Origin of the sequence: Agrobacterium sp. MA01 (genome assembly GCF_009650195.1) — a bacterium.
In the GTDB taxonomy this organism is placed as follows: Bacteria; Pseudomonadota; Alphaproteobacteria; order Rhizobiales; family Rhizobiaceae; genus Allorhizobium.
The window spans coordinates 752636-778581 of record NZ_CP045854.1; the positions used below are offsets into that span (position 1 = coordinate 752636).

Consider the following 25946-nt stretch of genomic DNA (forward strand, 5'->3'; position numbering starts at 1 on the left):
CAAGAAATCGAATGCAGCTAGAAGCTGTATTTCCGCCTATTTCTTGCTGAGCGTTGCAACCGCCTCGACATGCGGTGACCAGAGGAACTGATCGATCGGTGTCACCTTATCGACCCGGTAGCCGCCAGCGATCAGGATTGAGAGGTCCCGGGCAAGCGTCAGCGGATTGCAACTGATCGCGACCACCTTCTTCACCTGGCTTTTCGCCAGTTCCGCACACTGCACCTCGGCACCCGCCCGTGGCGGGTCGAAGACGACGGCGTCGAAGCCCTTGAATTCGGAGGTCATCAGCGGCCGGCGGAAGAGGTCGCGCCGCTCGACGCTCACAGGCTTCAGCCCCTGCGTGTTGCGGGCGGCAAAATCCAGCGACTTTACCGCCTTCTCGTCAGACTCGACCGCGAGCACGGAATATGAGCGGGCGAACCGCAATGCGAAGGTGCCGACGCCGGCAAACAGATCCGCAACCTTCTTGGCCTTGCCGATATGGGCAATGGCAAGCGCCGCCATGTGGTCTTCCGCCTCATGCGTTGCCTGGGTGAAGCCACCCGGCGGCAGCACGACGCGGGCGCCGGCGAAATCGAGCAGCGGCTTGTGCGGCTCGATGACGATCTCGCCATTGGCCGAGACGCGGGCGATGTCCTTGAGCCGGATCACGGCATTGGTGACCGCGCGCCGTTCCTGGTCGCCGAGCCCGCCACGCAAACCGTCGAGCGAGATGTCGAGGCCGGTGGTCGTCTCGGTCACTGTGACGCGGAAGTGCTCGGCACCACAGGCATTGGCGATGATCTTGATCGCGTCCAGCCGGGAGATCAGCCCGTCCGACGCGATGGGACATTCCTCGACCGGCACGACATGATGCGTCTCCGCCTGCATGAAACCCATGACCAGGCCTGTCTCACGCCGCCTAGCGGTGAAGACGAGGCGGCGCCGCTGATGCGGATGCGCCTCGAAGATCTCGCCAACGGGAGCCTCGATCCCCTTCGACTTCAGGGCGTCGATCAGAATCTGCCGCTTGAAGGCATTGTAGGCGGGTTTTGCCATATGCTGCAGCGAACAACCGCCGCATACACCACCGACGCCATCAGGACCGAAATGCTTGCAACGCGGCTGAACGCGATCTGGCGAGGTGGTGGCGAAGGACATGATCGTGCCCTCGTTCTTCACCTTGGCGATCGAGACGGTTTCGCCGGGCAGGGCGAAGGGCACAAACACGGGACCATCAGCGCCATGCGCCACCCCGTCGCCTTTGGCGCCGAGGCTTGAAATCGTGACGGTTTCGGCGCTCATGCTGCGTCCTCTTGGTCGTCCTGATCGTCGTCGCCATCTTCGGCATCATCAGGCTTGACGCCGGCGAGCAGGAATTCCTCGTTCCCATCGCCACCGGCGATCGGGGAGGGGATGAGGCCGAGGCTGGTCCAGCCCATGTCCTCTGTCAGCCAGCGCTCCAGTTCGGCGGCCACCAGCGGCGCCGTTTCCGGTTCTTTCAAAAGCCCAGCCTTGCTGATCGCTTCACGGCCCGCCTCGAATTGCGGCTTGACCAACAGCAGGCAATGCGCGCCCGGCTCGGCCTGATCGAGAGCCGGCGCCAGCGCCAGCTTCAGCGAGATGAACGAAACGTCGGAGACGAGAAAGTCGAAAGGCTGATCGTCGTAATCCTCAGGCTCCAGGTAACGCGCATTCAATCCCTCCAGATTGGTCACGCGCGGGTCGCTGGCCAGTCGCGGATGCAGCTGGTCGTGGCCGACATCGATCGCCGTCACATGCGCCGCGCCCCGCTTCAGCAGGACCTCGGTAAACCCACCGGTGGAGGCGCCGACATCCAGACAGTGGCAGCCTTCCGGCGAGAGGTTGAAATGGTCGAGTGCGGCGTCGAGCTTCAGCGCCGCGCGCGAGACGTAATCCTGTGCCGGATCGTCGATATCGAACTGGTGCGTGGCGGCAAAGACGAGGCTGGGCTTCGCCACCACCTTGCCGTCCACCTTCACCGTGCCACGCTGGATGGCGTCACGGGAGCGGGAGCGGCTGGCGAAAAGGCCGAGGGCGACCAGGAGCTGGTCGAGGCGCTGGGGTTCTGGGAGCTTCTTCATGCCCCGTCAATGCGGGGAGATGCGCCTTCGCGCAAGTCTTTTTCGCGGGATCGCCTTCTGCCGCTTGAGCGACGCGGGCGAGGAGTTGCGATTTTCGATCGCCGATCCATTCAAGGTTTTATTAGAGATGCTTTAAGCAATTTATCCTAATGTTCAATGGCTGGCGCGATGTGATCCTCCCAAGCAGCGCGCTCCGACACAAAACTGCAGGCCCTCCTCCTCCTCCTTCTGGCCTGCAGGAATAGAAGCCCCCCGGTTTCGGGCCCGGGGGGCTTCATTTGTTTTGGGGCCAAGTCTCGATCTCAACAACCATAGACGCATCGATCGATTAAAATAAATCGTAAATTTTAGTAAGTATTTATATAGGAAGAGTGAATTAAACTCTGAGTGAATTGTTATGCAGAGGTGCAACCATGTCTCTTCTCCCTTTCTTCGGCAATGAATCCAGGTCAATTCTCAATGCCCTTGATCGATCACAGGCCGTGATCGAATTTGATCTGACTGGCACTATTCTCAGCGCAAATCGGAATTTTTGCCTGACAGTCGGCTATGAACTGGCAGAAATCGTGGGCAAGCATCACAGCATGTTTGTCGGGCAAGACTATGCGAATTCGCCGGAATACAAGACATTTTGGAGCCGCCTTTCCCGTGGCGAGTTCTTCAGTGCTCAGTACAAGCGTTTCGGCAAGGGCGGCCGAGAGATCTGGATCGAGGCCTCCTACAATCCGATCATGCGCGGCGGAAAGCCCTACAAGGTCGTCAAGTTTGCCACAGACATCACCGAGCGGAAGCGGGCAGAACTGGAAAACAGCGGCAAACTGAACGCTATCTCCCGCGCTCAGGCGACAATCGAGTTCACGCCGGACGGACAGATCCTGACCGCCAACCCGAATTTCCTCTCTGCCATCGGGTACAAGCTGGAAGAGATCATGGGCAAGCACCATGCGATATTTTGTGAGGGCGAGTACGCCCGGTCGCCCGAATATCATGCTTTCTGGAAGGATCTGCGCGCCGGCGAGTTCAAGTCGAGCGAGTTCACCCGCATTCGCAAAGACGGCAGCAAGCTCTACATCCAGGCATCCTACAACCCGATCTTCGACGAGGACGGCCGGGTCTTCAAGGTGGTGAAGTTTGCCATCGACGTGACGGGGCGTGTCCAGGCGGTGGATGCCATCGCAGCCGGTCTCGCCCGTCTCTCCGAATGCAACATTCGCATCACGATCGACGATCCCTTCATTCCGGAATTCGAACGGCTCCGCAATGACTTCAACAAGGCAATCGAGGAGTTCCAGAAAACACTGGAAAGCGTGCTTGGTGAAACCGGTTCACTGACGGAAAACAGCGAGAGCCTGAAGGGTGACGCCGAGTCGCTTGGACGCCGTACAGAGCAACAGGCAGCGGCACTCGAACAGGCATCCGCCGCTTTGGAACAGATTACAGCCACGGTGAAGGAGGCCTCGGTAAGGGCCCGCGACACGCGCGAGATCGTCAAGGAGGCGCGTGCGGCAACTGGTCAGTCTGTAGAGGTGGTGCGCTCCACCGTCGAGGCAATCGGTCGTATCGAAAATGCCTCTAAAGAGATCGGCAGTATCATCGACGTCATCGACCAGATCGCCTTCCAGACCAATCTTCTTGCTCTGAATGCCGGTGTAGAAGCCGCCCGTGCCGGCGATGCCGGCAAGGGCTTCGCCGTTGTGGCCCAGGAAGTTCGCGAACTGGCACAGCGCTCGGCTGCGGCGGCGCGCGAGATATCCGCCCTCATTCTCAATTCGACGAACGAGGTCTCCGAAGGGGTTCGGCTGGTTAATGCCACCGGCGCTTCGCTTGAGCGCATTGAGAAATTCGTCAACGAGATCAACACCAATGTCGATGCCATCGCCACGGGTGCCAATGAGCAGGCATCCAGCCTGAGCGAGATCAACAATGCGGTCAACCAGCTCGATCAGGCGACGCAACAGAATGCTGGTCTGGTGTCGAGTATCACTGCGGCAAGCGACATCATGGCACTCGGCGCCGGCAAGATGAAGACGCTGGTCGACATTTTCAAGCTCAATCGCCGTAGCGCCCGGCGCGAGCCGGGCTCTGCGGCAGCAGCAACTGGTTCGCATCTGCGCGGCCGACAGAGCGCTGCTGCCTGAGTAACATCCCCGCGAGCCTGATCCCTGCTCAGGGCACGTAACGATAGAGCCAGTCGCGGATGTCTTCGGGCAGGGCGATTGGTTCGCCCGTCTCCGGCTCCCGGGCAGTCCAGGTGATGTCGACCTCGGCGACGGTCTGTCCGTCCTTCTCCATCGCGACTTCAAACCCGACAGATTTGCCGCCGATCTTGTCGACCTGCACGGTCATGCGCACCTGATCCTCTGCTCTGAGCGGCTGATGCAGGCGGACCTCGAACTTGGTCGGGCTGTAATGCGGCTCGTCTTCGAACGGTGGGCGATAGCGCCAGAAGTGGCGCACCGCCTCTTCGGCATGGATGACATAGGCGGCCGCCTGCATTTCACCGGTCGGAGCAATGTCGCGATAGGCGACAACCAGTGTGCTCACCTCCACCCGTTCCGTCTCGTCCATGCAGTTCCCCTGGTGTTTTCGTGTGTTAGCGGCATCTAACGGCATAGGGGCGGGCTTCACAAGCGCTCAGAGCGGCAGACACCGGCATGCCGCCCCGCATGGACTGGGTAAAACCCGGATAGGAGGTGGAAGATGACAGGCGGTCGCATTATCTTCTGCGCAACCCCGGAAGGATGCCCATGGCCACCCGTCTCTATGAGAACCCGATCTTCCTTGAACACAACACGCCGGAAGGCCACCCCGAACGGGCCGATCGGCTGCGTTCGCTCAACATCGCGCTCGAACACCCGAACTTCGCCCGTCTGGAGCGGATCAACGCTGTTCAGGCCAATGAGGATGCTGTGACACTCGCCCATCCGGAGGAGCATCTCTTCGCTGTCATGCGACAGATCCCCGAGGAGGAAGGCGAGATCAACCAGCTCGAAGCCGACACCTATGCCTCGCAAAAGAGCCTGCAGGTGGCGCTGACCGCCATCGGCGGGGCGATGTCAGCGGTCGATGACGTGATGACCGGCAAGGCCGACAACGCCTTCGTCGCCGGTCGCCCACCGGGCCACCATGCCGAAAAGTCGAAGGCCATGGGCTTCTGCCTGTTCAACACGGTCGCGATCGCCGCCCGCCATGTGCAGAAGACCTATGGCGTGGAGCGCGTCGCGATCGTCGATTGGGACGTTCACCACGGCAACGGCACCCAGGACATCTTCTGGGACGATCCGTCGGTTCTGTTCTGCTCGACACACCAGATGCCGCTCTATCCCTACAGCGGCGCCAAGGACGAGACGGGCAAGCATCGCAACATCGTCAATGCGCCGCTCTCGCCCAATGTCGGCTCCGATCATTTCCGCGAGGCCTTCAAGAGCCGCGTTCTGCCGGCGCTCAACGACTTTTCACCCGACTTCATCCTGATCTCCGCCGGCTTCGACGCCCATCATCGCGATCCCCTGGCACAGATCAATCTGGTCGGCGAGGATTTCGACTGGGCGACGGGAAGGCTCCTGGAAGTCGCCGACCGTTTCGCCCATAACCGGGTCGTCAGCCTGCTCGAAGGCGGCTATGATCTCGAAGGCCTCGCCGAATCGGCCGGCCTGCACATTCTGAGACTGATGAAGGGTTGAGTATGTCCGACGCCGTAACCGCCGATCTCACCGGCTATTCCTTCGAAAAGGCCGTGGCCGAGCTCGAAAGCATCGTGGCGCGCCTCGAACGCGGCGATGTGGCGCTGGAAGACTCCATCGCCATCTACGAGCGCGGCGAGCTTCTGAAGAAGCATTGCGAGCAGCTCTTGTCCGCGGCCGAAAACCGCATCGAAAAGATCCGTCTCGACCGCGCCGGCAAGCCGACCGCCGTCGAGCCGCTCGACGGCGCGTAAGCAGTCATCGGGAGGCGTCCCCGGGCCGACGTATTGATTTGCAGACAAGAGGCGGCGGATGGTGCATCCGCCGCCTTTTGCATGGCCGCCAGCCTCTGAAGACAAACGATCCCCCAGAGATGAGAATGGCCCCTTGCGGGGCCATTCGTCGTTCGGTGTCTGGAAACCTCAGGCTTACTCGGCCGGGCTCTTGGCTTCCACGGCCTTCGAAGGACCGGTCTTCCACAGGGAATAGCCGACGCCCACGCCGAGGATGAGGAAGGTGATGCCGAGCGACCACTCCGGCGGAAACTTCTCCCAGCCCATGCCCCAGGCGATGAAGATCTTCGAGCCGATGAACATCAGCAGCACCGACAGGGCATACTTCAGATAGGCGAAGCGGTGCAGGATGGCATCCAGCGCGAAATAGAGGGCGCGCAGACCCAGGATCGCGAAGATGTTCGACGTGTAGACGATGTACGGATCGGTCGTGATCGTGAAGACGGCCGGTACGGAGTCGACGGCGAACACCAGGTCCGCGATCTCGATCATGACGAGCGCCAGCAGAAGCGGCGTGGCAAAACGCTTGATCTTGCCCGTCACCGGGTCCGGCTTTTTGACGATGAAGTTGTGGCCGTCGATCTCTTCCGTCACGTTCATCCGGCGCTTGAGGAAGCGGATCAGGGCATTGTCCTCGATCTTGTGCTCCTTGTCGGCGACGAACAGCATCTTGACGCCCGTCAGGATCAGGAAGCCGGCGAAGAAGTAGAGAACCCAATGATACTGGTCGACGATCGTCGCACCTAGCCCGATCATGATGCCGCGCAGCACGATGACCCCGAGAATGCCCCAGAACAGCACGCGGTGCTGATATTCGCGCGGGATGGCGAAGAAGCTAAAGATCAGCGCGATGACGAAGATATTGTCCATCGCCAGCGTCTTTTCGACCACAAAGGCGGTCAGATACTGCGCGGTCGCGGTCGTATCCATCTGCCAGTAGATGAAGCCGGAGAAGAGCACGCCCAGCGTGATGTACATGGCCGAAAGCTTCAAACTTTCGGCGATGCCGATTTCATGGTCCTTCTTGTTGAGGACGCCAAGGTCGAAGGCAAGAAGTGCTACGACCAGCAGGATGAACAGCAACCACATCCAGAGTGGCTTGCCGAGAAACAGAATGAGCAGGAGTTCCAATTGTATGACCTCTGTTGCATTGACCGGGCTCGATGCAATGCGCGCACGGTCTCGCTGAAGAGAGGTCCGGTCCGGGCATGGCATCGAGCGTGCTCGATGCGGTCCGACATCACGAGGGTAATCCGTCGTCAGAGGGGCCCGGTCCGCAGCTGCTCAAATGGGGCCTGCCATCAGGAGTTCAAGAGCGCCGCCGAGAAAAAAACACAGGAATGCCACAATTGGAGCGGCGCCTGTTGAGCGTGGCGCTGAAGGGCAATCAGCCCTTCGCTCTGAGCGCCCCTGCGACCCTGTGAATATGCTCCGCCCCGATCCCGCAGCAGCCGCCGATCATGGTCGCACCCGCGTCTGCCCAGTCGCAGGCGAAACGGGAATATACGTCGCCGGTCAGATCACCACGGGTATCATGCAGCCCCTCATTGGCGGCCTTGTCGTCGGTGTCGCTTTCGAAGGCATTGGCGTAGACGCCGATCTTGAGCGTCGAACCCTTTTCGGCAAACACCGCTGCCGCCGTCTCGACCGCGCGTCTCATCACTTCGGGCTTTGCACAGTTGAACAGCAGCGCCGAGGCACCCGAGCCCGCGGCCCATTCCGCTGCCGCCTGCACGGTTTCGCCCGAGCGCAGCTTCGGCTCGCCACCCGCGATCTGGGCGGCATCGTCGCCCAGCGTAAAGGAGATCCAGAACGGTTTCGGCTGCGCCTGGATAGCCTTGCGCACGGCCTCGCCCTCGGCAATCAGGCTGAGCGTTTCCCCGAGCCAGACATCCACATGAGGGGCAAGGTTCTCGACCAGCACCTTCAGGTAATCCTGCACCGTCGAGGGATCGAAATTCTCTGGTTCATAGGAGCCAAAGATCGGCGGCAGTGAGCCGGCGACCACGACCTTGCGGCAAGCGCCGTCGGCCGCCTCCCTTGCCAGTTGACCCGCCAATGCGATCAGGGCCGGACCGTCCTTGCGGAACCGCTCTTCGCCGATATGAAAGGGCACCAGCGCATAGGAATTGGTGGTGACGACATCGGCGCCTGCGGCAATGAACTCCTCATGCACCTGGCGCACGATCTCGGGGCTGTTCATCAGCGCCAGCGCCGACCATTCCGGCTGCTTCAGCTCCGCCCCGAGGCGAAGCAGTTCGCGGCTCATGCCGCCGTCGAGGATCAGTGTGTCAGCCATGGAAAGGTCTCCGTCAGATACGGTCAAGGGATAAGCGCCTGATCGAGATCGGCGATGATATCGCCTGTGGTCTCAAGGCCGATCGACAGGCGGAAGAGCCCGTCGCCAGCATAGGCGCGATAATCGGTGAGGGCTTCGCCGGTGAGGCGGAAGGTGGAGGTCATCATCTCCTCGGTGTCGAGCAGCACCACGAGGCTGCGCTGGTGACCGAGCGAAAAGGCATAGTGGGCAACACGCAGTCGCGTCGCCAGCCGCTCGGCGGCGGCTTTCGGCTCGCGCGTGCGAAACGCAATCATGCCGCCGAACACATCCATCTGGCGCTTGGCGAGGTCATGCTGCGGGTGGGAGGTTAGGCCCGGGTAGATCACACGCTCGACCTGCGGATGCCCTTCCAGGAAGGTGGCGACGGCAAGGGCGCTATCCGACGCCATGCGCAGGCGTGGATAGAGCGTGTCGATGCCGCGCATGATCAGCCAGGCCGACTGGGCCGAGAGTGTCGCCCCGAGATAGACTCCGGCTCGACCCCTGATACGGGCGATCAGTTCCTTCCGCCCGATCACGGCCCCGCCCAGCACGTCGCCATGGCCGTTGATGAACTTGGTCAGCGAATGGATGACGAGATCGACGCCGACCGCCAGCGGCCGTGTGGCAACCGGTGTGGCAAAGGTGGAATCGACCGAGATCAGCGCCCCATGTTTATGGGCGATGACCGCCAGCGCCTCGAGATCAACGATGCGCAGGATCGGATTGACCGGGCTCTCGCAATGGAGGAGCCTGGTGTTCGGCCGCATGGCGGCTTCAACCAGATCGAGCCGCGCCATGTTGACAGGCGTGACCTCGATGCCGAAATCGGGCAGCACCCGCTGCGTCAGTTCGACGGCGCCCGCGTAACACACATCCGAGACGACGAGATGGTCGCCGGCCTTGAGAAAGGTGAACAGCGTCCCGGCGATCGCCGCCATGCCGGTTGCCGTCGCCAGCGCCTCCTCGGCGCCTTCGAGGGCTGCCAGCCGCTGTTCCAGTTGCCGCACGGTGGGGTTCGTCCAGCGGGCATAGAGATAGGGAAGATCGGCGAGATCCTCGACGCCATCGGCGGAAAAGGCACCATCTCCGGGCATCAGCGCATTGTTGACCGACATCGAGATATTGGGCGCAATCGCCCCGGTCGCCGGATCGATCACCAGGCCGGCATCGAGCGCCCGGGTTTCAGGACCAGCAGACGCGGGCAGGGGATGGGTCACGAAGGCTTTCGTCATGGCATTTTACTTTCGGGCCGCCTCAGCGGCGGATCGGCACCTGCGCCTCGACCACCCCAAAGGCGCGGGTGATGAGCGCAGTCAGCGCGACGTAGAAGAGGGTGACCACGAGCAGCGGCTCGTAGACGAGAAGCGTGTCCTGGCGGACCTTGAAGGCGACCGCATAGAGATCCATCACGGTGACGGTGAAGGCGAGCGGCGTGGCTTTCAGCTGCAGCACGATCTCGCCGGCAATCGTCGGCAGCGCCGTGCGGATCGCCCGCGGCAACCAGATGCGCCGGATCAGCATCAAGGGGCTCATGCCGAGCGAGCGTCCTGCCTCGAGCTCCCCCTTCGGCACGGACAAGAGCGCACCGCGCAGCACTTCCGACTGATAGGCGGCGAAGTTGAGCGTGAAGGAGACGGCGGCGAAGAAGAAGCCTTCGCGCAGGATCGGCCAGAGAAAGCTCTGTCTCAGGCCCGGCACCATCGGCAGCAGCGAGCCCACGCCGTAATAAAGGAGCCAGAGCTGGATCAGCAATGGTGTCCCGCGAAACACCGTGGAATAGCCAAGCGCGAGATTGCGGATAACAGGCCCGCCGCTCACCCGTGCAAAGGCGAGCCCCACCGCCAGCACAAAGCCGAAGCCGACCGAGATGACCAGCAGCGAAACGGTCTGAAAGGCGCCCTCGATCAGCAGCGGCCAGTATTTCGCGATCCATTCGAAATTCATCTCACGTCCCCTTCAATGCGCCGGCTTCTGGCCCCGGCGCACGCGGCGCTCGATGCCATGGAAGACGAGGTTGGAGAGAAGCGTGATGACCAGATAGAGGACAGCTGCCGCCAGGAAGAAGAGGAAATATTCCTTGGTATTGGCACCGGCGAGCCGCGTCGTCAGTGCCAGTTCTTGATAGCCGACCACGGCGACCAGCGCACTGTCCTTGGTGACCGACATCCAGAGATTGGCCATGCCGGGCAGGGCGTTGGGAAGCAGTGCCGGCAGCGTCACCCGGCGAAAGCGCAAGAGCGGCGACATGCCGAAGGCCCGCGCCGCCTCGAGCTGTCCTGTCGGGATCGCCAGGATCGCGCCGCGCAGCACCTCGGTCATATAGGCGCCCTGCACGAAGCCAAGCACGGCGACGGCCGCCACGAAACCGTTGACCTCAATCGGCGGCAGGCCGAAGGCCATCAGCAGCCGGTTGAGGCCGTCGGTCCCGGCATAATAGAGCCCGACGATCAGGATCAGTTCCGGCACCGCCCGGATGACAGAGGTGTAAGCCTTGAGGATCAGTCCCACCGGGCGGTTGTCGGAAAGCTTGCCGAGCGCCCCGAACAGCCCGATGACGAGGCCGATCGAATAGGCGCAGGCCGAGATCGCGACGGTGGTTGCAGCACCGGTCAACAGCGCGCCGCCCCAGCCCGGAGGCTGAAGCGCCAGCAATTGCCATGCCGTCATTGACCCAGTCGCCATCTCGTCTGCAATCTCTGCCGATTACTGGCCGTAGACGTCGAAGGTGAAATAGGCCTTCGTGATCTCGTCATACTTGCCGGAGGCGCGGACGGCGGCGATCGCCGCATTCAGCTTGGCCTTCAGCTCGGTATCTTCCTTGCGCAACCCGCCGCCAATGCCGGTGCCGAGAACCGACGGATCAGCCGCCACGTCGCCCATGTCGGCGCAGCAATCCTTGCCGAAATCGGTCTTCAAGAAGTCGGCAAGCGGGATCGCGTCGCCAAAGACATAGTCGATGCGGCCGGCAGAAAGATCCTGGAAGGCCTCGTCCAGCGTCTGATAGGTCTGCTCCTCGGCCTTGTCGGCAAAGTGCTTGGCATAATAGGCCGACTGCACGGTCGAGACCTGGATGCCGATCGTCTTGCCGTCGACCGCCTCAGGCGTCGCACCCGGCGTCGCATCCTTCGGTCCGATCAGCTTGCTCGGCGTGTTGTAGTATTTGTCGGTGAAGTCGATGGTCTTCAGGCGCTCCTCGGTGATCGACATTGACGACCAGATGACGTCGAACTTCTTGGTCTGCAGTGCCGGGATCAGGCCGTCCCAGGAGACGTCGACGACCGAGCAGGTCTCCTTCATTTCCGCGCAAACGGCGTTCATCAGATCAATTTCCCAGCCCTTCCAGGTGCCGGAGGCATCCTTGGCGAAGAAGGGCGGATAGGCCTCGTTCATGATGCCGAAGCGGACTTCGGCCTGGGCGGTGACGGCGGTTGCGGCAAAGGCGGCACCGGCGAGAAGAAGGGAGATCAGTTTCATCGTCGTTTTCCCCGATTGGTTGGATGGTTCTGTATTTGTGTTCAAGCGGTCCCGCGCCCACCAAGGCTGCGGGTGAATTCGCGGCAACGGGCGCTTTTCGGGTCGCCGAAGACCTGGTCCGGCGGTCCCTCTTCCTCGACACGTCCCTTGTCGAGGAACATCACATGGCTGGAGACCTCGCGGGCAAAGCTCATCTCATGCGTGACGATGAGCATGGTGCGGCCCTCATCGGCCAGATCCCGGATGACCTTCAGCACTTCGCCGACAAGCTCCGGATCGAGCGCCGAGGTCGGCTCGTCGAACAGCATCACGGCCGGATCGACGCAGAGCGCGCGGGCAATTGCCGCGCGCTGCTGCTGGCCGCCGGAGAGAAAGGCCGGATAGGCATCGCGCTTGTCGTAGAGACCGACCTTGGCAAGCAGCGCTTGCGCCTTTTCGATCGCTTCGCCGCGCGGCATTTTCAGAACGTGAACGGGCGCTTCGATGACGTTTTCCAGCACAGTTCGATGAGCCCAGAGATTGAAGCTCTGGAACACCATGCCAAGCCCGGTGCGCAGCCGCTCCAGCTGTTTTCGGTCGGCGGCCTCGAGGCTGCCCTTGCGAGACGGCTTGAGTTTCAGCTCTTCGCCACCCACCACGATGCGGCCGCGGTCGGGCGCTTCCAAAAGGTTGATGCAGCGCAGGAAGGTACTCTTGCCGGAACCGGACGAACCGATGATCGAGATCACGTCCCCGCGTTGGGCCGTGGCAGAGATGCCCTTCAGAACCTCAATACCGGCGAAACTCTTGTGGATGTCGTGCACGTCGAGCGCGGCCGGGGCGGTTCCTGTCATCTTGATCCCAGGTAGTTTGACAATTGCGAGACCATAGGAGGCCAAAGCTGCGGATTTCGAGCGCATTTCAGCGGCGATGTGGGAAAATCCTGCGCGATGGCGTCGAATGATGCGGAAAGATGGCGCAGTTGAATGAAATGGGCTAAGGGGGCGAAAACGAGGTCGCGCAAGGAGGGGGAGCCATGCCGGACAAGCTCGATCAATTCGACCGCAGCATTCTCGAAGTGGTGCAGCGGGATTGCCAGCTTAAGGCGGAAGCCATTGCCGACAAGGTCGGCCTGTCGCCGTCCGCCGTGCAGCGCAGGCTTCGCCGTCTCCGTGACGAGGGCATCATCACCGCCGAGATCGCCGTGGTGAACCGCAAGGCGACGAGCTTCCCGATGACCTTCATCACCGGCATGGAAATCGAACGCGACAATTACGATGCGCTCACCCGCTTCCGCGCCTGGGCCGACAAGCAGGAGCACGTCCAGCAGGTCTATTACGTCACCGGCCAGGTTGATCTCGTTGCCATCATCACCGCCCGCGACGTCGAGCATTACGACGATATCAGCGCGCAATTGATGGCCGAGAACCCGCAGATCCGTCGCATGCACACCAATGTCGTGCTGCGCGACGTCAAGGTCGGCCTGCATATTCCCGTCCGGGAATGAGCGCAGATTTCGGTATCCGCCGGGATATCCCTGAACTTCGGTAAATACGAGGTTGACGCTCCTCTCTCGCCTGCCCATGATGTCGCAATTGCTTACATTGTTTGGGAGGACAATCATGCATTTTTCGAGACTTAGCACCTTGATCGCAGCCGCGCTGGCCGCGTCTGTCGCATTTGGCACATCCGGCGCGCGCGCCGAGCAATTCGTCAACGTACTGACCGGTGGAACCTCGGGCGTCTACTATCCACTGGGCGTCGCCCTGTCGAAGATCTACGGCGAGAAGATCCCGGATGTCCGCACCCAGGTGCAGGCCACCAAGGCTTCGGTCGAAAACCTCAATCTGTTGCAGCAGGGCAAGGGCGAGATCGGCTTCTCGCTCGGCGATAGCGTCAAGCTGGCAGCGGAAGGCAATGCGGATGCAGGCTTCAAGGCACCGCTCGACAAACTGCGCGGCATTGCTGCCATCTATCCGAACTTCATTCAGATCGTCGCGACGAAGGATTCGGGCATCACCTCGCTTGCCGATCTCAAGGGCAAGAGCCTGTCCGTCGGTGCACCGAAGTCCGGCACGGAACTCAACGCCCGCGCCATCCTCGGTGCGGCCAGCATGAGCTACGAAGATCTTGGCAAGACGGAATATCTGCCCTTTGCGGAGTCTGTCGAACTGATCAAGAATCGCCAGCTCGATGCGACCCTCCAGTCCGCCGGCCTCGGCGTGGCCTCGCTCAAGGACTTGTCCACCTCGCTGCCGGTCTCTCTGGTTGCCGTTCCGGCCGATGTCGCCAATTCGCTCGGTGCACCCTATATTGCCGCCACCATCCCGGCCGGTACCTATGAGGGCCAGACGGAGGACGTGCCGACGGTCGCTGTCGTCAACTTCCTTGTGACCCATTCCGAGGTGTCCGACGATCTCGCCTACGAGATGACCAAGCAGCTGTTCGAGAACCTGCCGGAGATGCAGGCCGCGCATAACGCCGCCAAGGACATCAAGCTGGAAGATGCCACCAAGGGCATGCCGATCCCGCTGCATCCGGGTGCTGAGCGCTACTACAAGGAAAAGGGAATGCTGTGAGCCCCTCGGGCTTCTGAAAACCTCTGAGGGACCGGGCGGCCGATATGCCGTCCGGTCCTTTGCCCCTTGGCTTACCCTTCGGACGGATACCCATGAGCGCTACGACTGCGGACCAGACCCTGTCGCATGAACCGAACACACATGAGCAGCTTTTTCCGGCGACCGCCGAGGGCAAGCTGCTCTACGGCATCGCCGTTGCCTTCTCGCTCTTTCAGATCGCGACCGCGGCTCATCTGATCGACCTGCCGAGCCAGCTCGTCCGCTCTACCCATGTCGCCTTTCTTCTGCTTCTCGGCTTCCCGCTGGTAGCCGCCAATCTGCGCAAGGGCGCGCTCTACACCGCAGGCGCCTGGGCGCTCGCGACGATCGGCGTCGCCGTCGCCGTCTACCAGTTTGTCGAATATGAGCCGCTGATCCTGCGCGCTGGTGATCTCATCACCATGGATCTCTATTTCGGGGTCCTGGCCATCGCCACCGTCTTCATCGGTGCCTGGGTGATCATGGGTCCGGCGCTGCCGATCATTTCGGGCCTATTCCTCGCCTACTGCCTGTTTGGCGAATATCTGCCTTCGCCGCTCAATCACCGCGGCTACGATTTTTCCCAGGTGATCGACCATATGGCCTATGGCACCGAGGGCATCTATGGCGTGCCGACCTATGTGTCATCGTCCTATATCTTCCTCTTCATCCTGTTCGGCTCCTTCCTGGAGCGGGCCGGGATGATCAAGCTGTTCACCGATGTGTCCCTCGGCCTCGTCGGTCACAAGCGCGGCGGGCCCGCCAAGGTCTCGGTCATCTCTTCCGGCCTGATGGGCACCATCTCAGGCTCCGGTGTCGCCAATGTCGTCACCACCGGCCAGTTCACGATCCCACTGATGAAGCGCTTCGGCTACCGCCCTGCCTTTGCTGGCGGCGTCGAGGCGACATCGTCCATGGGCGGACAGATCATGCCGCCTGTCATGGGCGCCGTTGCCTTCATCATGGCTGAGACGCTGGGTGTGGAATATGCCGAGATCGTCAAGGCAGCGCTTATCCCGGCCATCCTTTACTTCGCTTCGGTCTTCTGGATGGTGCATCTCGAGGCCGGCAAACGGGGCCTCAGCGGTCTGGATCCGAATGATTTGCCCTCACCACTCGCCGCCATCCGCCAGCACTGGTATCTGCTGCTGCCGCTCGCAGCCCTCGTCTGGCTCCTCTTCTCCGGCTACACGCCACTTTTCGCCGGCACCGCAGGCCTCGCGCTCACCATGCTGCTCATCCTCGGCAGCTCGATTGCCATCGGCATGTCGAACACGGCTGTGCGCACCATCTTCTGGATCGGCATCGGCCTCGCCGGTGCCTCCTTCTTCCAGTATGGCTTCCGCGCGGTCCTGATCGCCATCCTGGTGCTGATTGCCTGGAATTTCCTGGTCAAGGGGGGCCGGCAAGCCCTGAAACTCAGCGTTGACAGCCTGGCGGATGGCGCGAAGACGGCGTTGCCCGTCGGCGTCGCCTGTGCCGTGGTCGGCATCATCGTCGGCACCATGACGCTCACAGGCGCTGCCAACACATTTGGCCAGTTCGTCGTCGCGGTCGGACAGCACAGCCTCTTCCTGTCGCTGGTCCTCACCATGCTCACCTGCATCCTACTCGGCATGGGCATCCCGACCATCCCGAATTACATCATCACTTCCTCGATCGCCGGCCCCGCATTGCTCGAACTCGGCGTGCCGCTGATCGTCAGCCACATGTTCGTCTTCTATTTCGGCATCCTCGCCGACCTGACCCCGCCGGTGGCACTCGCCTGCTTCGCGGCGGCCCCCATTGCCCGGGAATCGGGCCTGCGCATCTCCTTCGAAGCAGTGAAGGTGGCAGCCGCCGGCTTCGTCATTCCCTTCATGGCCGTCTACACGCCGGCCCTGATGCTGCAGGATGGCGGTCCGCTGGCCGAGGCCATCGGCTATCCGCTTGCAGTCCTCTACATCGTCATCAAGGCCAGCCTGTCGATCGGTCTCTGGGGTATCGCCGTGATCGGCTATCTCAACCGGCCGCTGCCAATCTTGCACCGCCTGGTCGCGGCTGCCGCCGCCTTCTTCCTGGTAGCGGCCCTGCCGATCACCGACGAGATCGGTGGAGCACTCGTTCTGCTCTTTGCCCTCATGGCCTGGAAGTTCCCGGGCAAGGCGCCCGCACCAGTCGGAACGGCTCCGCCCCGGACCGAGACGCCATGAGCCTTTGCGTCGCGCTTGCTGCAACAGTTCTGACAATTCCGACCACGACTTTTTCGCTCTCCTGGGAGCATTCGGTCGAGAAGGTCGAGAAGGTCGAGTGGCGTGAAGAGTGGGCGGTGACGTCTCCCGGGCTGCAGCTGAAGCGGGCAAGCGTCAAGGGATCCGGCGCCGGCATGGAGCCGGGCGAGGGGGCGGCGCTTGAAGATGGCTGGTGGCGCTGGACGCCGACGCTGGCACCACTTTCCGAGATACGCCTCGCCGCCTCTGGAGAAACACCGGGCGGTTGGCAACTCTGCCACGAAACTGGGTGCCTGATATTGGGCAGACAGGCCGGCGAGGACAGCGTGATATCCCCCTGCACGCCGGCTTCCGTCCCCTGATGAGGGTTGCGTCAGAATGAGGTTTGCAAGGGGGCTGGCATCGGAAGCTCAGGCGCTCAGCCGTCCTACAGCGTCGACAAGTTTGGCCGCTTCGAAAGGCTTGACGATCCAGCCTGTGGCGCCGGCTTTGCGGGCGCGTTCGCGCTTCTGAGGATCGTTTTCCGTCGTGAGCACAAGGATGGGGATGGCTCTGTAGCGATCGCTGCGGCGAATTCGCTCGATGAACCCGAACCCGTCAAGCCTTGGCATGTTGATGTCGGTGATGATGAGGTCAGGGGCGCTGCCTTCCAGCACTTCCAGACCCTGGATGCCATCTTCCGCCTGCAGCGTCTCATAGCCTGCGTTTTCAAGCGTCTGGGTGACCATGGACAAGATGGTTTTCGAATCATCAACCGCTAGAATTTTCTTCACCAAGATTACCTCGCTTCCTTCGTCTGTCGGGCGAGCCATACCGGACGGATCAATCGGCTACGATGAAAATCATTAGATATAACTGATGAAGAATTAATGCATGAAAGCCTGCTCCTGGTCTGATCTCGACGTTGCAGATTTGCTTCATGCTCATCTCCTTGCCTTGCAAGAATGGCCGATGATGCGGGCGAGTTGCCGGTAGCTCACCGGGTCGGATTCCTCTATCTATTGCAGCGCAATAAAGTGGGGCCCCCATGTCTGTCCTCATCATCCTGCTTGCCCTGACGCTGCTCATTGCCGGGGCTTGGGCTGGCGCATCCGTCCTGGCACTTGCGCCGCTGCTTGCCGTGGTCGCCGCCTTTCTGTCCGGAGATCCGGCGCTGGCCAGCTATACCCAGGTCTTCATGAAGGGAGCGGGAGGGTTCGTCATCTCCTTCTTCCCGCTCTTTTTGCTGGGGGCCATGTTCGGGCGGGTGATGGAGATGTCCGGGGCCGCAGACACACTGGCAAGGGCGATTGCCGACCTGGTGGGCCGCAAGAACGCGATACCTGCCGTGGTGCTTGCCTGCGCCGTTTTGACCTATGGTGGCGTGTCGCTGTTCGTCGTGGCGTTCACTGCCTGGCCTTTGGCGCGTGCCCTCTTCATTCAGACCGGCCTTCCAGCCCGGCTGATCCCGGCGACCATTGCGCTCGGTGCCTTCACCTTCACCATGACGGCACTTCCCGGAACGCCGTCGATCCAGAACGCCATTCCGATGGCGACATTTGCCACGACGCCTTTTGCGGCCCCGGGTCTCGGCCTGATTGCTGGCGGCATCATGCTTGGTCTTGGACTTCTCTGGCTTCGGACAAGAACCGCACGTCTGGCCGGAGAGCCGCCACCTGTTCGAAACGGTGCCTCGTCGGAGACGGTTGCGCTGCCCCTGTGGCGGGCGGCCCTGCCGATTGCATCGGTGGCGCCCATGACGCTGCTGATGGATCAGTTCATCCTGCCGGGTCTCGATACCAGCTATCTGGCAGACCCGGTTTATGGCGCAACAGAGCTGGCCAGGGTCAAGGGGCTCTGGTCCGTCGTCGCGGCCCTGACCTTCGGTCTGGTGCTCGCCCTTGTCGTCAGCCCACCACCGAAGATCCTCGAAACGACTGGGGCGGGCGCAGAAAGCTCGCTCCTTCCACTGTTCAATACGGCAAGCCTCGTTGGCTTCGGCGCCGTGATTGCTATCCTCCCGGGCTTCGAAGTCTTGCGGTCGGCGATCGACGGCCTGTCCGGCGGCAATGTCGTGATATCGGCAGCACTGTCCTCGGGGCTTCTCTCCGGGATTACGGGCTCGGCCTCTGGCGGAATGTCGATCGCGCTGGACGTACTGGGTCCGACGCTCGTTGCGCAGGCGGTAAGCCAGAACGTGGATCCCGCTCTCCTGCACAGGGTGATTGCCGTTGCGACGGGAGGGCTCGATACCTTGCCGCACAACGGCGCCGTCATTACCCTGCTCGGGATCTGTGGCATGACCCACCGTCAGGCTTACGGCGACATCTTCGTCGTCGCTGTCCTGGTGCCTCTGGTCGCCTGTGCGGCGATCGTCGCATTGGGCATCAGCTTCGGAAGCTTCTGATCTTCGATGGCTATCCGATTCAGAGGCAGATCACGTCTCGTTCCGTTCTCGTGACCATCGAAAAAAGAGCTCGGTGGTCGCTCGGTAGCGCCCTATGATGGGAGCATCACCCCACGAGAGCGGCGCGCTCTGCACGCAAACGAAGAGGTTTTTCATGTCCTTCTTTCCCGGAAATGACCCCGTCCCCGGCGATGCCTTTGCCTGCGACGCCATCGAACACCTGATCATTCCCCGTTCCAGCGACATCGGCGGTTTTGCGGTGCGGCGCGCGCTCCCCTCTGTCCGGCGCCGTCTCGTGGGGCCCTTCATCTTCTTCGACCGCATGGGACCTGCCGTTCTGAAGGCGGGCGAAGCCATGGATGTCCGTCCGCATCCGCACATCGGCCTCTCGACCGTCACCTATCTCTTCGACGGCGAGATCAAGCATCGCGACAGCCTCGGCACGGAGCTGGTGATCGCTCCGGGCGACATCAACCTGATGACATCAGGCTCTGGCATCGTCCATTCCGAGCGCACGCCGGAGAACCTGCGCGGTCATCCACTCTCGATGTCGGGACTGCAGACCTGGATCGCGCTCCCGGATCATCTGGAGGAGATCGACCCGGCCTTCGCCCATACGGCGAAGGACGAGCTGCCGACCTTCAGCGACCGCGGCGCTTCCGGTCGCCTCGTCATCGGCGGCATGGGCGGATTGCGTTCGCCGGTCACGACTTTCTCTGAGACCCTCTATGTTGACCTCGCTCTCGAGCCCGGTGCCCGCTTTCCCTTCGACGCCGGCCAGGAAGAGCGCGCGCTCTACATTCTCTCCGGCGAGATCGAGATCGCCGGCGACCGCTTTGCCCAGGACCAGCTTCTCGTCTTCCGCCCCGGCGACGAGATCACCCTGATCGGCGGCGCGACAGGCTGTCACGTCATGCTCTTCGGCGGTGCGGCCATGGAAACCAGGAAACATATCTGGTGGAACTTTGTATCGTCGTCCAAGGAACGCATCGAACAGGCCAAGGAAGAGTGGAGAACTGGCCGTTTTGACATCGTTCCCGGCGACGAAGACGAGTTCGTACCTTTGCCGGAGGGCCGTTGACCGCTATATATGCGCTTGATGACGTGGAATTGCCCTGATCGTCGGGGGATGGTATCGCGCATCCAAACAGACTGAAGAGGCATCAGCCCGTGACATCTCTGCCCGATACCCCGCTCCTGGACAAGGTCAAGCTCCCGAAAGACTTGAAGGCCATTGAGGATCGCGATCTGCCGCAGCTGGCGCGCGAGGTCCGCGACGAGATGATCGACGCGGTGTCGAAAACGGGAGGGCATCTGGGCGCCGGCCTCGGCGTCGTCGAGCTGACGATCGCCATCCACAAGGTCTTCGAAACGCCGGATGATCGGCTGATCTTCGACGTCGGACACCAGTGTTATCCGCACAAGATCCTGACCGGTCGCCGCGAGCGGATCCGCACGCTGCGCCAGGAAGACGGCCTCTCCGGCTTCACCAAGCGCGCGGAAAGCGAATACGACCCCTTCGGCGCGGCCCATTCCTCGACCTCGATTTCCGCAGGCCTCGGCATGGCGGTCGCGGCCGAGCTGTCGAAGACTGACCGCAAGGTGATCGCCGTGATCGGCGACGGCGCCATGTCCGCCGGCATGGCCTATGAGGCACTGAACAATGCCGGCGCCCTCGACGCTCGCCTGATCGTCATCCTCAACGACAACGATATGTCGATCGCTCCGCCGACGGGCGCGATGAGCGCCTATCTCGCGCGCCTCGCCTCCGGCCGCAGCTACATGGGCTTCCGCGAATTCGGCAAGAAACTGACCGCCTATCTCGGCAAGACCGTCGACCGCGCGATCACCCGCGCCGTTGAGCACGCCCGTGGTTACGTCACCGGCGGCACCATGTTTGAAGAGCTCGGCTTCTACCACATCGGCCCGATCGACGGTCATTCCTTCGATCACCTTCTGCCTGTGCTGCGCAATGTCCGCGACAATGCCAAGGGCCCCGTGCTGATCCATGTCGTGACCCAGAAGGGCAAGGGCTACGCTCCGGCAGAGGCCGCCGCCGACAAGTATCACGGGGTCAACAAGTTCGACGTGATCACCGGCACCCAGGCCAAGGCCAAGCCGAATGCGCCGGCCTATACCGCCGTCTTCGCCGATGCGCTGGTCGAGGAAGCCCGCCGTGACGAGAAGATCGTCGGCGTCACAGCTGCGATGCCCTCGGGCACCGGCCTCGACAAGCTGCAGTCGCTCTTCCCCGAGCGCACCTTCGATGTCGGTATTGCCGAACAGCATGCGGTGACCTTTGCGGCTGGCCTCGCAGCCGAAGGTTTCAAGCCATTCTGCGCGCTCTATTCCACCTTCCTGCAGCGCGGCTACGACCAGGTCGTGCATGACGTCGGCATTCAGGGGCTTCCGGTCCGGTTCCCGATCGACCGCGCCGGTTTCGTCGGCGCCGATGGCCCGACCCATGCCGGCTCCTTCGATACCGGTTTCCTTGCGGCTCTCCCCGGCTTCGTGGTCATGGCCGCGGCCGACGAGGCAGAGCTGAAGCATATGGTCCGGACCGCAGCTGCCTATGACGAAGGTCCGATCTCCTTCCGCTATCCGCGCGGCGAAGGTGTGGGCGTACCGATGCCGGAGCGCGGCGAAATCCTTGAGATCGGCCGTGGCCGCATCGTCAAGCAGGGCTCCAAGGTCGCACTCCTCTCCTTCGGCACGCGTCTGGCCGACTGCCTGCTGGCAGCCGAAGACCTCGACGCATCAGGCCTCTCGACCACGGTTGCCGATGCCCGTTTCGCCAAGCCTCTGGACCACGACCTGATCCGCCAGCTCGCCCGCCACCATCAGGTGGTGGTGACCGTCGAAGAAGGCGCCGTCGGCGGCTTCGGCAGCCATGTCATGCATTTCCTCGTCAACGAGGGCCTGCTCGACAACGGCCTGAAGGTCCGCTCGCTCGTGCTCCCCGATGTCTGGATGGACCAGGCCAAGCCGGAAACCATGTATGCCAAGGCCGGCCTGGATGCTGCCGGCATCCTGAAGACGGTTTTCGCGGCGTTGGGCCAGGACGTGCCGGGGGTTATTGCGGCGGGTTGACCTATGGGTTTGATGCGACCCTAACCTGTCTCAGGCAAGCCCCCCTCTGCCCTGCCGGGCATCTCCCCCACATGGGGGGAGAGCGACTGACCGGCCGGCCTATTGCCCGCCTTTGAGGGCGTTAAACGCAGCGTCATACGTGGCGCTCCGCTCTCCCCCCTTGTGGGGGAGATGTCACGCAGTGACAGAGGGGGGTATTGTTACAGGCATGATAGCCGTGACGCTCTCGCCTCCCTCTCTGGACTTCCCCCAAACGCCCCGCTAGACCGGACCTTCAATCGACGGGCGCTGAAGCGCGCCTCGGAGGCTCCATGCAGACGGCACGCACCACGGATATCGCAGCCGACATCGCGCCTGATTGGGCGGCGATCGCGGTTGTCATTCTGGGCGTCACCGCCTTTGCTGTGGGGCAGGGGCTCACCTATCCGTTGATCTCGCTGATCCTCGAAAGCCGGGGTGTCTCCTCCAGCATGGCGGGCTTGAACGCCTCGGTCTTTGCGCTCGGCCTCGCCTCGTCGACGCTGCTGATCGGCAGACTGACGCAGAGGATACGCGGCGACCGGCTGATCGTGGCCTCGCTGCTCGGGGTGTCTGTCTGCCTCGCCACCTTCGCAGCCTTTGACCAGCTCTGGGTCTGGTTCGTCGCCCGCTTTCTACTCGGCTTCTGCACCAGCATCATCTACACGGTTTCCGAGGCCTGGCTGAACACCGCCTGTCCGGACCGCCTGCGCGGCCGCGTCTCCGGCGCCTATAGCGCTGGCATGTGTGCAGGCTTTGCCGCAGGTCCGCTCGCCATTCCGCTTCTCGGCATCGAGGACGGCTTCGCCTTCGCGCTGACGGCGGCCTATGTCGCCCTCGTAGCCTTCGCCTCGGTCATGCTCGGTCGCTATGCCAAGACCAAGCCGGAAGCCTCGGAAGCCGGCGGGCTCCTCACTTTCGTGAAAATGGCGCCGGTCCTGACCCTGATGGTCGTCGCCTTCGGCTTTTCGGATATCGCGGCGATCTCGATGATCCCGCTCTATTTCGTCGAACGCGGCTACAGCCAGAACTTTGCGGCCTTCGTCGTCACCATGGTGGCGCTGCCGACGGCACTCGCCCAGCCCTTTGTCGGCTGGCTGCTCGACCGGCTGTCGCGGCCCGTCATCGCCGTCTCCGGCTCGGCAATCGCTGCTGTCGCCTTCCTCGCTCTGCCCTTCATGACCTCGCAGGCAGCGCTGCTGGTCACCATCTCGATCCTCGGTGCTGCAAGCTTCTCGCTTTATACCGCAGCGCTGACCCTGCTCGGCGAGCGCTTTCGTGGTGGCCTGCTGGTCTCGGGTGCCGCCGTTTTCGCACTCGCCTACGCCATCGGCAGTGCCGCCGGCTCCGGCAGCACGGGGCTGACCATGGATCTGATCTCCGTCGATGCCGGGCCTGTCTTCGTCGGCCTGTTGATGCTGGGCTTCACCGGTTTCTTCGCCATGAACCTGATGCGCGTCCGCGCCGCGAGGCGCTGAGCCATGCTCGAAACCTCTCCGCCCGAGATCTTCGACTGCCAGGCCTGCGGCGCCTGTTGCGCCTATTCCGCCGATTGGCCGCGCTTTTCCATGGAAAGCGATGAGGAGATCGCCGCCATCCCTGAAGCGATGATCGCCAAGGACGAAAGCGGCATGAAGTTCGAGAATGGGCGTTGTGCGGCGCTGACCGGCGAGGTCGGCAAACATGTCGGCTGCGCGGTCTATCTCGTGCGCCCGCATGTCTGCCGCACCTGCATGCCCGGCGACGAGGAATGCAAGATCGCCCGCACCGAGTTCGGCTTTCCGATCGATGGCCTGCCGGAGCCTGATATCTACGAGGCCTGACCTCTTCAGGGGATGCTGATCGTCACCTGATCGGCCGGCAGTTCCCCGCCGATTTCCGCTGCCTGGCTCTTCTTGTCATAGACGCAGATCGAGCTGACGATCGCATCGGCCCCGACGGCCTTGCCGGTCAGGATCGCCACGCCATAGCTCTCCGTCCCGAAGGGATCGACAACCACCTTCGGCTGCTCGATCCGGCTCTCGGCCAGCACAGTGCATTTGGCAGCGACATCCCAGGCATCGCCCGACGAGGCGAGCGCCGATGAGGCGAAGGGAATGAAGGCGAGCGCGGTAGCCACAAGAAGCGGGTGGGAACGGAACATGGGGGACCTCGGTTGGGTGCATTGTGGCGCGGAGCGTCGGCCGGAACGCCAAGTCGTGCAAGTCCAAAAACGGAAGACATTTCTTTCCCTTGGAGGCCGGAATTTGGAAGGGCAAAGGTTGCCTGAGCGATGTTCCGCACCTATGTTCCCGTCACCTGCCAAACCGCAATCCATTTGCCAAAAGGAGATCTCACCATGGCCTTCGAATTGCCCGCCCTCCCGTATGCTTACGACTCGCTGGCACCGTTCATGTCGGCTGAAACGCTCGAGTTTCACCACGACAAGCACCACCAGGCCTATGTGACCAACGGCAACAACCTCCTGAAGGATTCGGGCCTCGAAGGCCTGTCGCTCGAGGAAGTCGTCAAGCAGTCCTACGGCAAGAACGCCGGCCTCTTCAACAATGCCGGCCAGCACTACAACCACATCCACTTTTGGAACTGGATGAAGAAGGATGGCGGCGGCAACAAGCTGCCCGGCAAGCTTCAGGCTGCAGTCGACAGCGATCTCGGCGGCTATGACAAGTTCAAGGCCGATTTCGTCGCAGCCGGCACCACCCAGTTCGGCTCGGGCTGGGCCTGGCTCTCCGTCAAGGACGGCAAGCTCGAAATCTCCAAGACCCCGAATGGCGAAAGCCCGCTGATCCACGGCGCGTCCCCGATCCTCGGCGTCGACGTTTGGGAACACTCCTACTACATCGACTACCGCAACGCCCGTCCGAAGTACCTCGAAGCCTTCGTCGACAGCCTGATCAACTGGGACTACGTCCTGGAAATGTACGAAGCCGCGACGAAGTAATCGTCCAGCAAAATGCGCTTTTTGACGCCCGGTGCCTCGCACCGGGCGTTTTTCGGTTCTGCCATGTTCTGACATTCTGCAAATGGAACCATCCGGCATTCGCAACGTTTCCTCGGCAACAACACGAACAACGGAAAGGGTATCACCATGGCGTCTTCCAACCTCCAGGCAGAACTTCGTGAACTGCGCGAACAGATGAATGATCTGAAGGACATGATCAGCCGCGAAGCGGGCCGCAGCAGCCGCAACATGCGCAACCGAGCCTCCGAAGCGCTGGACGAAGCGGGCCGCGCGGCTTCTTCCGTGACCGGCTACGACCGCGATGACATCCGCAACCGGGCGTCGGACGTCGTCAACGGTGCCTCGCGCACGGCCCATGTTGTGGCTGATTATGCTCGCGAAGGCGCCGATACGGTCGCTGGCGTGGTTCGCCGTCATCCGGCAGCCGCCACCTCCGCCGGCCTGATCACGCTCGGCATCGTCGGCGGTATCGTCGGCTACCTGCTTGCCAATTCCACTCCTCCGGCCCGTGACAGCCGCTGGCGCTGGAACTGAGACCGGCCATGGTCAAGGTCACCTATCACGTCGTGGAGCATGACGAAGGTTATGCCTATCGTCTTGGCAACGTCTATTCTGAGCCCTTTCCGACGCACAACGAAGCGGTGGCTGCAGCCCGCAAGGCCGCAGGCGCCCAGCAGCTTGCCGATGGCGACGCCGAAATCAGCTGGCAGGACGCCGAAGGCGAGTGGCATCACGAACATGCGGACGGTGCGGACCGCCCCATGACGGACGTCGTCGATGATGTCGAGGACGACCGGTAGCCTGACGGTTTCGAGTTCAGGCAAAAGGGAAAGCCCGTGGCGCA

Annotated in this window: 27 protein-coding genes; 15 read left to right on the forward strand and 12 right to left on the reverse strand. The window is 62.2% G+C overall.

The window, feature by feature from the left end:
* Window positions 1-36: 36 nt before the first annotated feature.
* Window positions 37-1287, reverse strand: a complete 1251-nt coding sequence (locus tag GH983_RS03495; RefSeq protein WP_069041990.1) for a class I SAM-dependent RNA methyltransferase — start codon at window positions 1285-1287, stop codon at window positions 37-39.
* On the reverse strand, window positions 1284-2087 hold the full coding sequence (locus GH983_RS03500) for a TlyA family RNA methyltransferase (RefSeq protein WP_054148899.1): 804 nt from the start codon (window positions 2085-2087) through the stop codon (window positions 1284-1286). The genes GH983_RS03495 and GH983_RS03500 overlap by 4 nt, the downstream gene beginning before the upstream one ends.
* A 413-nt stretch (window positions 2088-2500) precedes the next feature.
* Here GH983_RS03500 and GH983_RS03505 point away from each other — a divergent pair, with 413 nt between their 5' ends.
* A complete protein-coding gene (locus GH983_RS03505; protein WP_054148900.1) occupies window positions 2501-4225 on the forward strand; it encodes a PAS domain-containing methyl-accepting chemotaxis protein in 1725 nt (574 codons plus the stop codon).
* 28 nt (window positions 4226-4253) lie between these two features.
* Here GH983_RS03505 and GH983_RS03510 read toward each other — a convergent pair whose 3' ends face one another.
* Window positions 4254-4655, reverse strand: coding sequence for a thioesterase family protein (locus GH983_RS03510; RefSeq protein WP_153761632.1), 402 nt, complete (start codon window positions 4653-4655; stop codon window positions 4254-4256).
* Window positions 4656-4834: 179 nt separating this feature from the next.
* Here GH983_RS03510 and GH983_RS03515 point away from each other — a divergent pair, with 179 nt between their 5' ends.
* Together GH983_RS03515 and GH983_RS03520 are read left to right on the forward strand one after the other, a co-directional pair.
* Window positions 4835-5770, forward strand: coding sequence for a histone deacetylase family protein (locus tag GH983_RS03515; RefSeq protein WP_054148902.1), 936 nt, complete (start codon window positions 4835-4837; stop codon window positions 5768-5770).
* Window positions 5771-5772: 2 nt separating this feature from the next.
* Window positions 5773-6024 (forward strand): exodeoxyribonuclease VII small subunit, encoded by a 252-nt coding sequence (locus GH983_RS03520; RefSeq protein WP_153761633.1) that lies wholly within the window; start codon window positions 5773-5775, stop codon window positions 6022-6024.
* Window positions 6025-6198: 174 nt separating this feature from the next.
* Here the strand turns inward: GH983_RS03520 and GH983_RS03525 are convergent, their stop codons facing one another.
* The 7 genes from GH983_RS03525 to GH983_RS03555 all read right to left on the reverse strand — a co-directional run bounded on the left by GH983_RS03525 (window position 6199) and on the right by GH983_RS03555 (window position 12693).
* Window positions 6199-7200 carry a TerC family protein gene (locus GH983_RS03525; protein WP_371418467.1) on the reverse strand — a complete coding sequence of 334 codons (1002 nt, stop codon included), beginning with the start codon at window positions 7198-7200 and terminating at the stop codon, window positions 6199-6201.
* Window positions 7201-7450: 250 nt separating this feature from the next.
* Window positions 7451-8362: a homocysteine S-methyltransferase family protein gene (locus tag GH983_RS03530; RefSeq protein ID WP_153761634.1), complete on the reverse strand. Its 912-nt coding sequence runs from the start codon at window positions 8360-8362 to the stop codon at window positions 7451-7453.
* 23 nt (window positions 8363-8385) lie between these two features.
* Window positions 8386-9618, reverse strand: coding sequence for a PLP-dependent aspartate aminotransferase family protein (locus GH983_RS03535; protein ID WP_153761635.1), 1233 nt, complete (start codon window positions 9616-9618; stop codon window positions 8386-8388).
* A 22-nt stretch (window positions 9619-9640) separates the two neighbouring features.
* The gene (locus GH983_RS03540) at window positions 9641-10330 is read right to left on the reverse strand and encodes an ABC transporter permease (RefSeq protein ID WP_153761636.1); all 690 of its coding nucleotides are present in this window, start codon (window positions 10328-10330) and stop codon (window positions 9641-9643) included.
* A gap of 12 nt (window positions 10331-10342) precedes the next feature.
* On the reverse strand, window positions 10343-11068 hold the full coding sequence (locus GH983_RS03545; protein ID WP_069041986.1) for an ABC transporter permease: 726 nt from the start codon (window positions 11066-11068) through the stop codon (window positions 10343-10345).
* Window positions 11069-11089: 21 nt separating this feature from the next.
* The gene (locus GH983_RS03550) at window positions 11090-11860 is read right to left on the reverse strand and encodes a transporter substrate-binding domain-containing protein (protein WP_076392782.1); all 771 of its coding nucleotides are present in this window, start codon (window positions 11858-11860) and stop codon (window positions 11090-11092) included.
* A gap of 41 nt (window positions 11861-11901) precedes the next feature.
* Window positions 11902-12693, reverse strand: coding sequence for an ABC transporter ATP-binding protein (locus GH983_RS03555; RefSeq protein WP_153761637.1), 792 nt, complete (start codon window positions 12691-12693; stop codon window positions 11902-11904).
* 182 nt (window positions 12694-12875) lie between these two features.
* On the opposite strand from GH983_RS03555, the gene GH983_RS03560 reads away from it, so the two are divergent.
* The 4 genes from GH983_RS03560 to GH983_RS03575 all read left to right on the forward strand — a co-directional run bounded on the left by GH983_RS03560 (window position 12876) and on the right by GH983_RS03575 (window position 17008).
* The gene (locus GH983_RS03560; protein ID WP_054148910.1) at window positions 12876-13346 is read left to right on the forward strand and encodes an Lrp/AsnC family transcriptional regulator; all 471 of its coding nucleotides are present in this window, start codon (window positions 12876-12878) and stop codon (window positions 13344-13346) included.
* 115 nt (window positions 13347-13461) lie between these two features.
* Complete coding sequence (locus GH983_RS03565) at window positions 13462-14418, forward strand: TAXI family TRAP transporter solute-binding subunit (protein WP_153761638.1); 957 nt, start codon at window positions 13462-13464, stop codon at window positions 14416-14418.
* A gap of 92 nt (window positions 14419-14510) precedes the next feature.
* Entirely contained in the window at window positions 14511-16628 is a 2118-nt protein-coding gene (locus GH983_RS03570; RefSeq protein ID WP_153761639.1) for a TRAP transporter permease, read from the forward strand.
* Window positions 16625-17008: a DUF1850 domain-containing protein gene (locus GH983_RS03575; RefSeq protein WP_153761640.1), complete on the forward strand. Its 384-nt coding sequence runs from the start codon at window positions 16625-16627 to the stop codon at window positions 17006-17008. Before GH983_RS03570 ends, GH983_RS03575 begins: the two co-directional genes overlap by 4 nt.
* A gap of 48 nt (window positions 17009-17056) precedes the next feature.
* Here GH983_RS03575 and GH983_RS03580 read toward each other — a convergent pair whose 3' ends face one another.
* Window positions 17057-17422: a response regulator gene (locus GH983_RS03580; RefSeq protein ID WP_054148914.1), complete on the reverse strand. Its 366-nt coding sequence runs from the start codon at window positions 17420-17422 to the stop codon at window positions 17057-17059.
* A 251-nt stretch (window positions 17423-17673) separates the two neighbouring features.
* On the opposite strand from GH983_RS03580, the gene GH983_RS03585 reads away from it, so the two are divergent.
* From GH983_RS03585 to GH983_RS03605, 5 genes are all read left to right on the forward strand, one after another.
* A complete protein-coding gene (locus GH983_RS03585) occupies window positions 17674-19032 on the forward strand; it encodes a GntP family permease (RefSeq protein ID WP_153761641.1) in 1359 nt (452 codons plus the stop codon).
* 154 nt (window positions 19033-19186) lie between these two features.
* A complete protein-coding gene (locus GH983_RS03590) occupies window positions 19187-20113 on the forward strand; it encodes a pirin family protein (RefSeq protein ID WP_153761642.1) in 927 nt (308 codons plus the stop codon).
* An 89-nt stretch (window positions 20114-20202) separates the two neighbouring features.
* Window positions 20203-22122: a 1-deoxy-D-xylulose-5-phosphate synthase gene (gene dxs, locus GH983_RS03595; protein WP_153761643.1), complete on the forward strand. Its 1920-nt coding sequence runs from the start codon at window positions 20203-20205 to the stop codon at window positions 22120-22122.
* A 311-nt stretch (window positions 22123-22433) separates the two neighbouring features.
* Window positions 22434-23618 (forward strand): MFS transporter, encoded by a 1185-nt coding sequence (locus GH983_RS03600; protein ID WP_153761644.1) that lies wholly within the window; start codon window positions 22434-22436, stop codon window positions 23616-23618.
* A 3-nt stretch (window positions 23619-23621) separates the two neighbouring features.
* Window positions 23622-23963: a YkgJ family cysteine cluster protein gene (locus tag GH983_RS03605; protein WP_153761645.1), complete on the forward strand. Its 342-nt coding sequence runs from the start codon at window positions 23622-23624 to the stop codon at window positions 23961-23963.
* A gap of 5 nt (window positions 23964-23968) precedes the next feature.
* On the opposite strand, the gene GH983_RS03610 is transcribed toward GH983_RS03605, so the two are convergent.
* Window positions 23969-24283, reverse strand: a complete 315-nt coding sequence (locus GH983_RS03610) for a hypothetical protein (RefSeq protein WP_153761646.1) — start codon at window positions 24281-24283, stop codon at window positions 23969-23971.
* Window positions 24284-24478: 195 nt separating this feature from the next.
* Here GH983_RS03610 and GH983_RS03615 point away from each other — a divergent pair, with 195 nt between their 5' ends.
* The 3 genes from GH983_RS03615 to GH983_RS03625 all read left to right on the forward strand — a co-directional run bounded on the left by GH983_RS03615 (window position 24479) and on the right by GH983_RS03625 (window position 25902).
* Window positions 24479-25081 (forward strand): superoxide dismutase, encoded by a 603-nt coding sequence (locus GH983_RS03615; RefSeq protein ID WP_054148921.1) that lies wholly within the window; start codon window positions 24479-24481, stop codon window positions 25079-25081.
* Between the two features lie 147 nt (window positions 25082-25228).
* Complete coding sequence (locus GH983_RS03620; protein ID WP_153761647.1) at window positions 25229-25636, forward strand: hypothetical protein; 408 nt, start codon at window positions 25229-25231, stop codon at window positions 25634-25636.
* A gap of 8 nt (window positions 25637-25644) precedes the next feature.
* Window positions 25645-25902: a DUF2188 domain-containing protein gene (locus GH983_RS03625; protein WP_153761648.1), complete on the forward strand. Its 258-nt coding sequence runs from the start codon at window positions 25645-25647 to the stop codon at window positions 25900-25902.
* The last annotated feature ends 44 nt before the right edge of the window (window positions 25903-25946 follow it).

What these genes read in the sequence shown, in the direction of transcription:
- GH983_RS03500 (WP_054148899.1), bottom strand. Translation starts at nt 2,087, where the DNA reads ATGAAGAAGCTCCCAGAACCCCAGCGCCTCGACCAGCTCCTGGTCGCC.
- GH983_RS03605 (WP_153761645.1), top strand. Translation starts at nt 23,622, where the DNA reads ATGCTCGAAACCTCTCCGCCCGAGATCTTCGACTGCCAGGCCTGCGGC.
- GH983_RS03545 (WP_069041986.1), bottom strand. Translation starts at nt 11,068, where the DNA reads ATGGCGACTGGGTCAATGACGGCATGGCAATTGCTGGCGCTTCAGCCT.
- GH983_RS03555 (WP_153761637.1), bottom strand. Translation starts at nt 12,693, where the DNA reads ATGACAGGAACCGCCCCGGCCGCGCTCGACGTGCACGACATCCACAAG.
- GH983_RS03570 (WP_153761639.1), top strand. Translation starts at nt 14,511, where the DNA reads ATGAGCGCTACGACTGCGGACCAGACCCTGTCGCATGAACCGAACACA.
- GH983_RS03520 (WP_153761633.1), top strand. Translation starts at nt 5,773, where the DNA reads ATGTCCGACGCCGTAACCGCCGATCTCACCGGCTATTCCTTCGAAAAG.
- GH983_RS03590 (WP_153761642.1), top strand. Translation starts at nt 19,187, where the DNA reads ATGTCCTTCTTTCCCGGAAATGACCCCGTCCCCGGCGATGCCTTTGCC.
- GH983_RS03540 (WP_153761636.1), bottom strand. Translation starts at nt 10,330, where the DNA reads ATGAATTTCGAATGGATCGCGAAATACTGGCCGCTGCTGATCGAGGGC.
- GH983_RS03530 (WP_153761634.1), bottom strand. Translation starts at nt 8,362, where the DNA reads ATGGCTGACACACTGATCCTCGACGGCGGCATGAGCCGCGAACTGCTT.
- GH983_RS03495 (WP_069041990.1), bottom strand. Translation starts at nt 1,287, where the DNA reads ATGAGCGCCGAAACCGTCACGATTTCAAGCCTCGGCGCCAAAGGCGAC.
- GH983_RS03610 (WP_153761646.1), bottom strand. Translation starts at nt 24,283, where the DNA reads ATGTTCCGTTCCCACCCGCTTCTTGTGGCTACCGCGCTCGCCTTCATT.
- GH983_RS03615 (WP_054148921.1), top strand. Translation starts at nt 24,479, where the DNA reads ATGGCCTTCGAATTGCCCGCCCTCCCGTATGCTTACGACTCGCTGGCA.
- GH983_RS03620 (WP_153761647.1), top strand. Translation starts at nt 25,229, where the DNA reads ATGGCGTCTTCCAACCTCCAGGCAGAACTTCGTGAACTGCGCGAACAG.
- GH983_RS03550 (WP_076392782.1), bottom strand. Translation starts at nt 11,860, where the DNA reads ATGAAACTGATCTCCCTTCTTCTCGCCGGTGCCGCCTTTGCCGCAACC.
- GH983_RS03505 (WP_054148900.1), top strand. Translation starts at nt 2,501, where the DNA reads ATGTCTCTTCTCCCTTTCTTCGGCAATGAATCCAGGTCAATTCTCAAT.
- GH983_RS03515 (WP_054148902.1), top strand. Translation starts at nt 4,835, where the DNA reads ATGGCCACCCGTCTCTATGAGAACCCGATCTTCCTTGAACACAACACG.
- GH983_RS03560 (WP_054148910.1), top strand. Translation starts at nt 12,876, where the DNA reads ATGCCGGACAAGCTCGATCAATTCGACCGCAGCATTCTCGAAGTGGTG.
- GH983_RS03510 (WP_153761632.1), bottom strand. Translation starts at nt 4,655, where the DNA reads ATGGACGAGACGGAACGGGTGGAGGTGAGCACACTGGTTGTCGCCTAT.
- GH983_RS03625 (WP_153761648.1), top strand. Translation starts at nt 25,645, where the DNA reads ATGGTCAAGGTCACCTATCACGTCGTGGAGCATGACGAAGGTTATGCC.
- GH983_RS03585 (WP_153761641.1), top strand. Translation starts at nt 17,674, where the DNA reads ATGTCTGTCCTCATCATCCTGCTTGCCCTGACGCTGCTCATTGCCGGG.
- GH983_RS03535 (WP_153761635.1), bottom strand. Translation starts at nt 9,618, where the DNA reads ATGACGAAAGCCTTCGTGACCCATCCCCTGCCCGCGTCTGCTGGTCCT.
- GH983_RS03600 (WP_153761644.1), top strand. Translation starts at nt 22,434, where the DNA reads ATGCAGACGGCACGCACCACGGATATCGCAGCCGACATCGCGCCTGAT.
- GH983_RS03565 (WP_153761638.1), top strand. Translation starts at nt 13,462, where the DNA reads ATGCATTTTTCGAGACTTAGCACCTTGATCGCAGCCGCGCTGGCCGCG.
- GH983_RS03575 (WP_153761640.1), top strand. Translation starts at nt 16,625, where the DNA reads ATGAGCCTTTGCGTCGCGCTTGCTGCAACAGTTCTGACAATTCCGACC.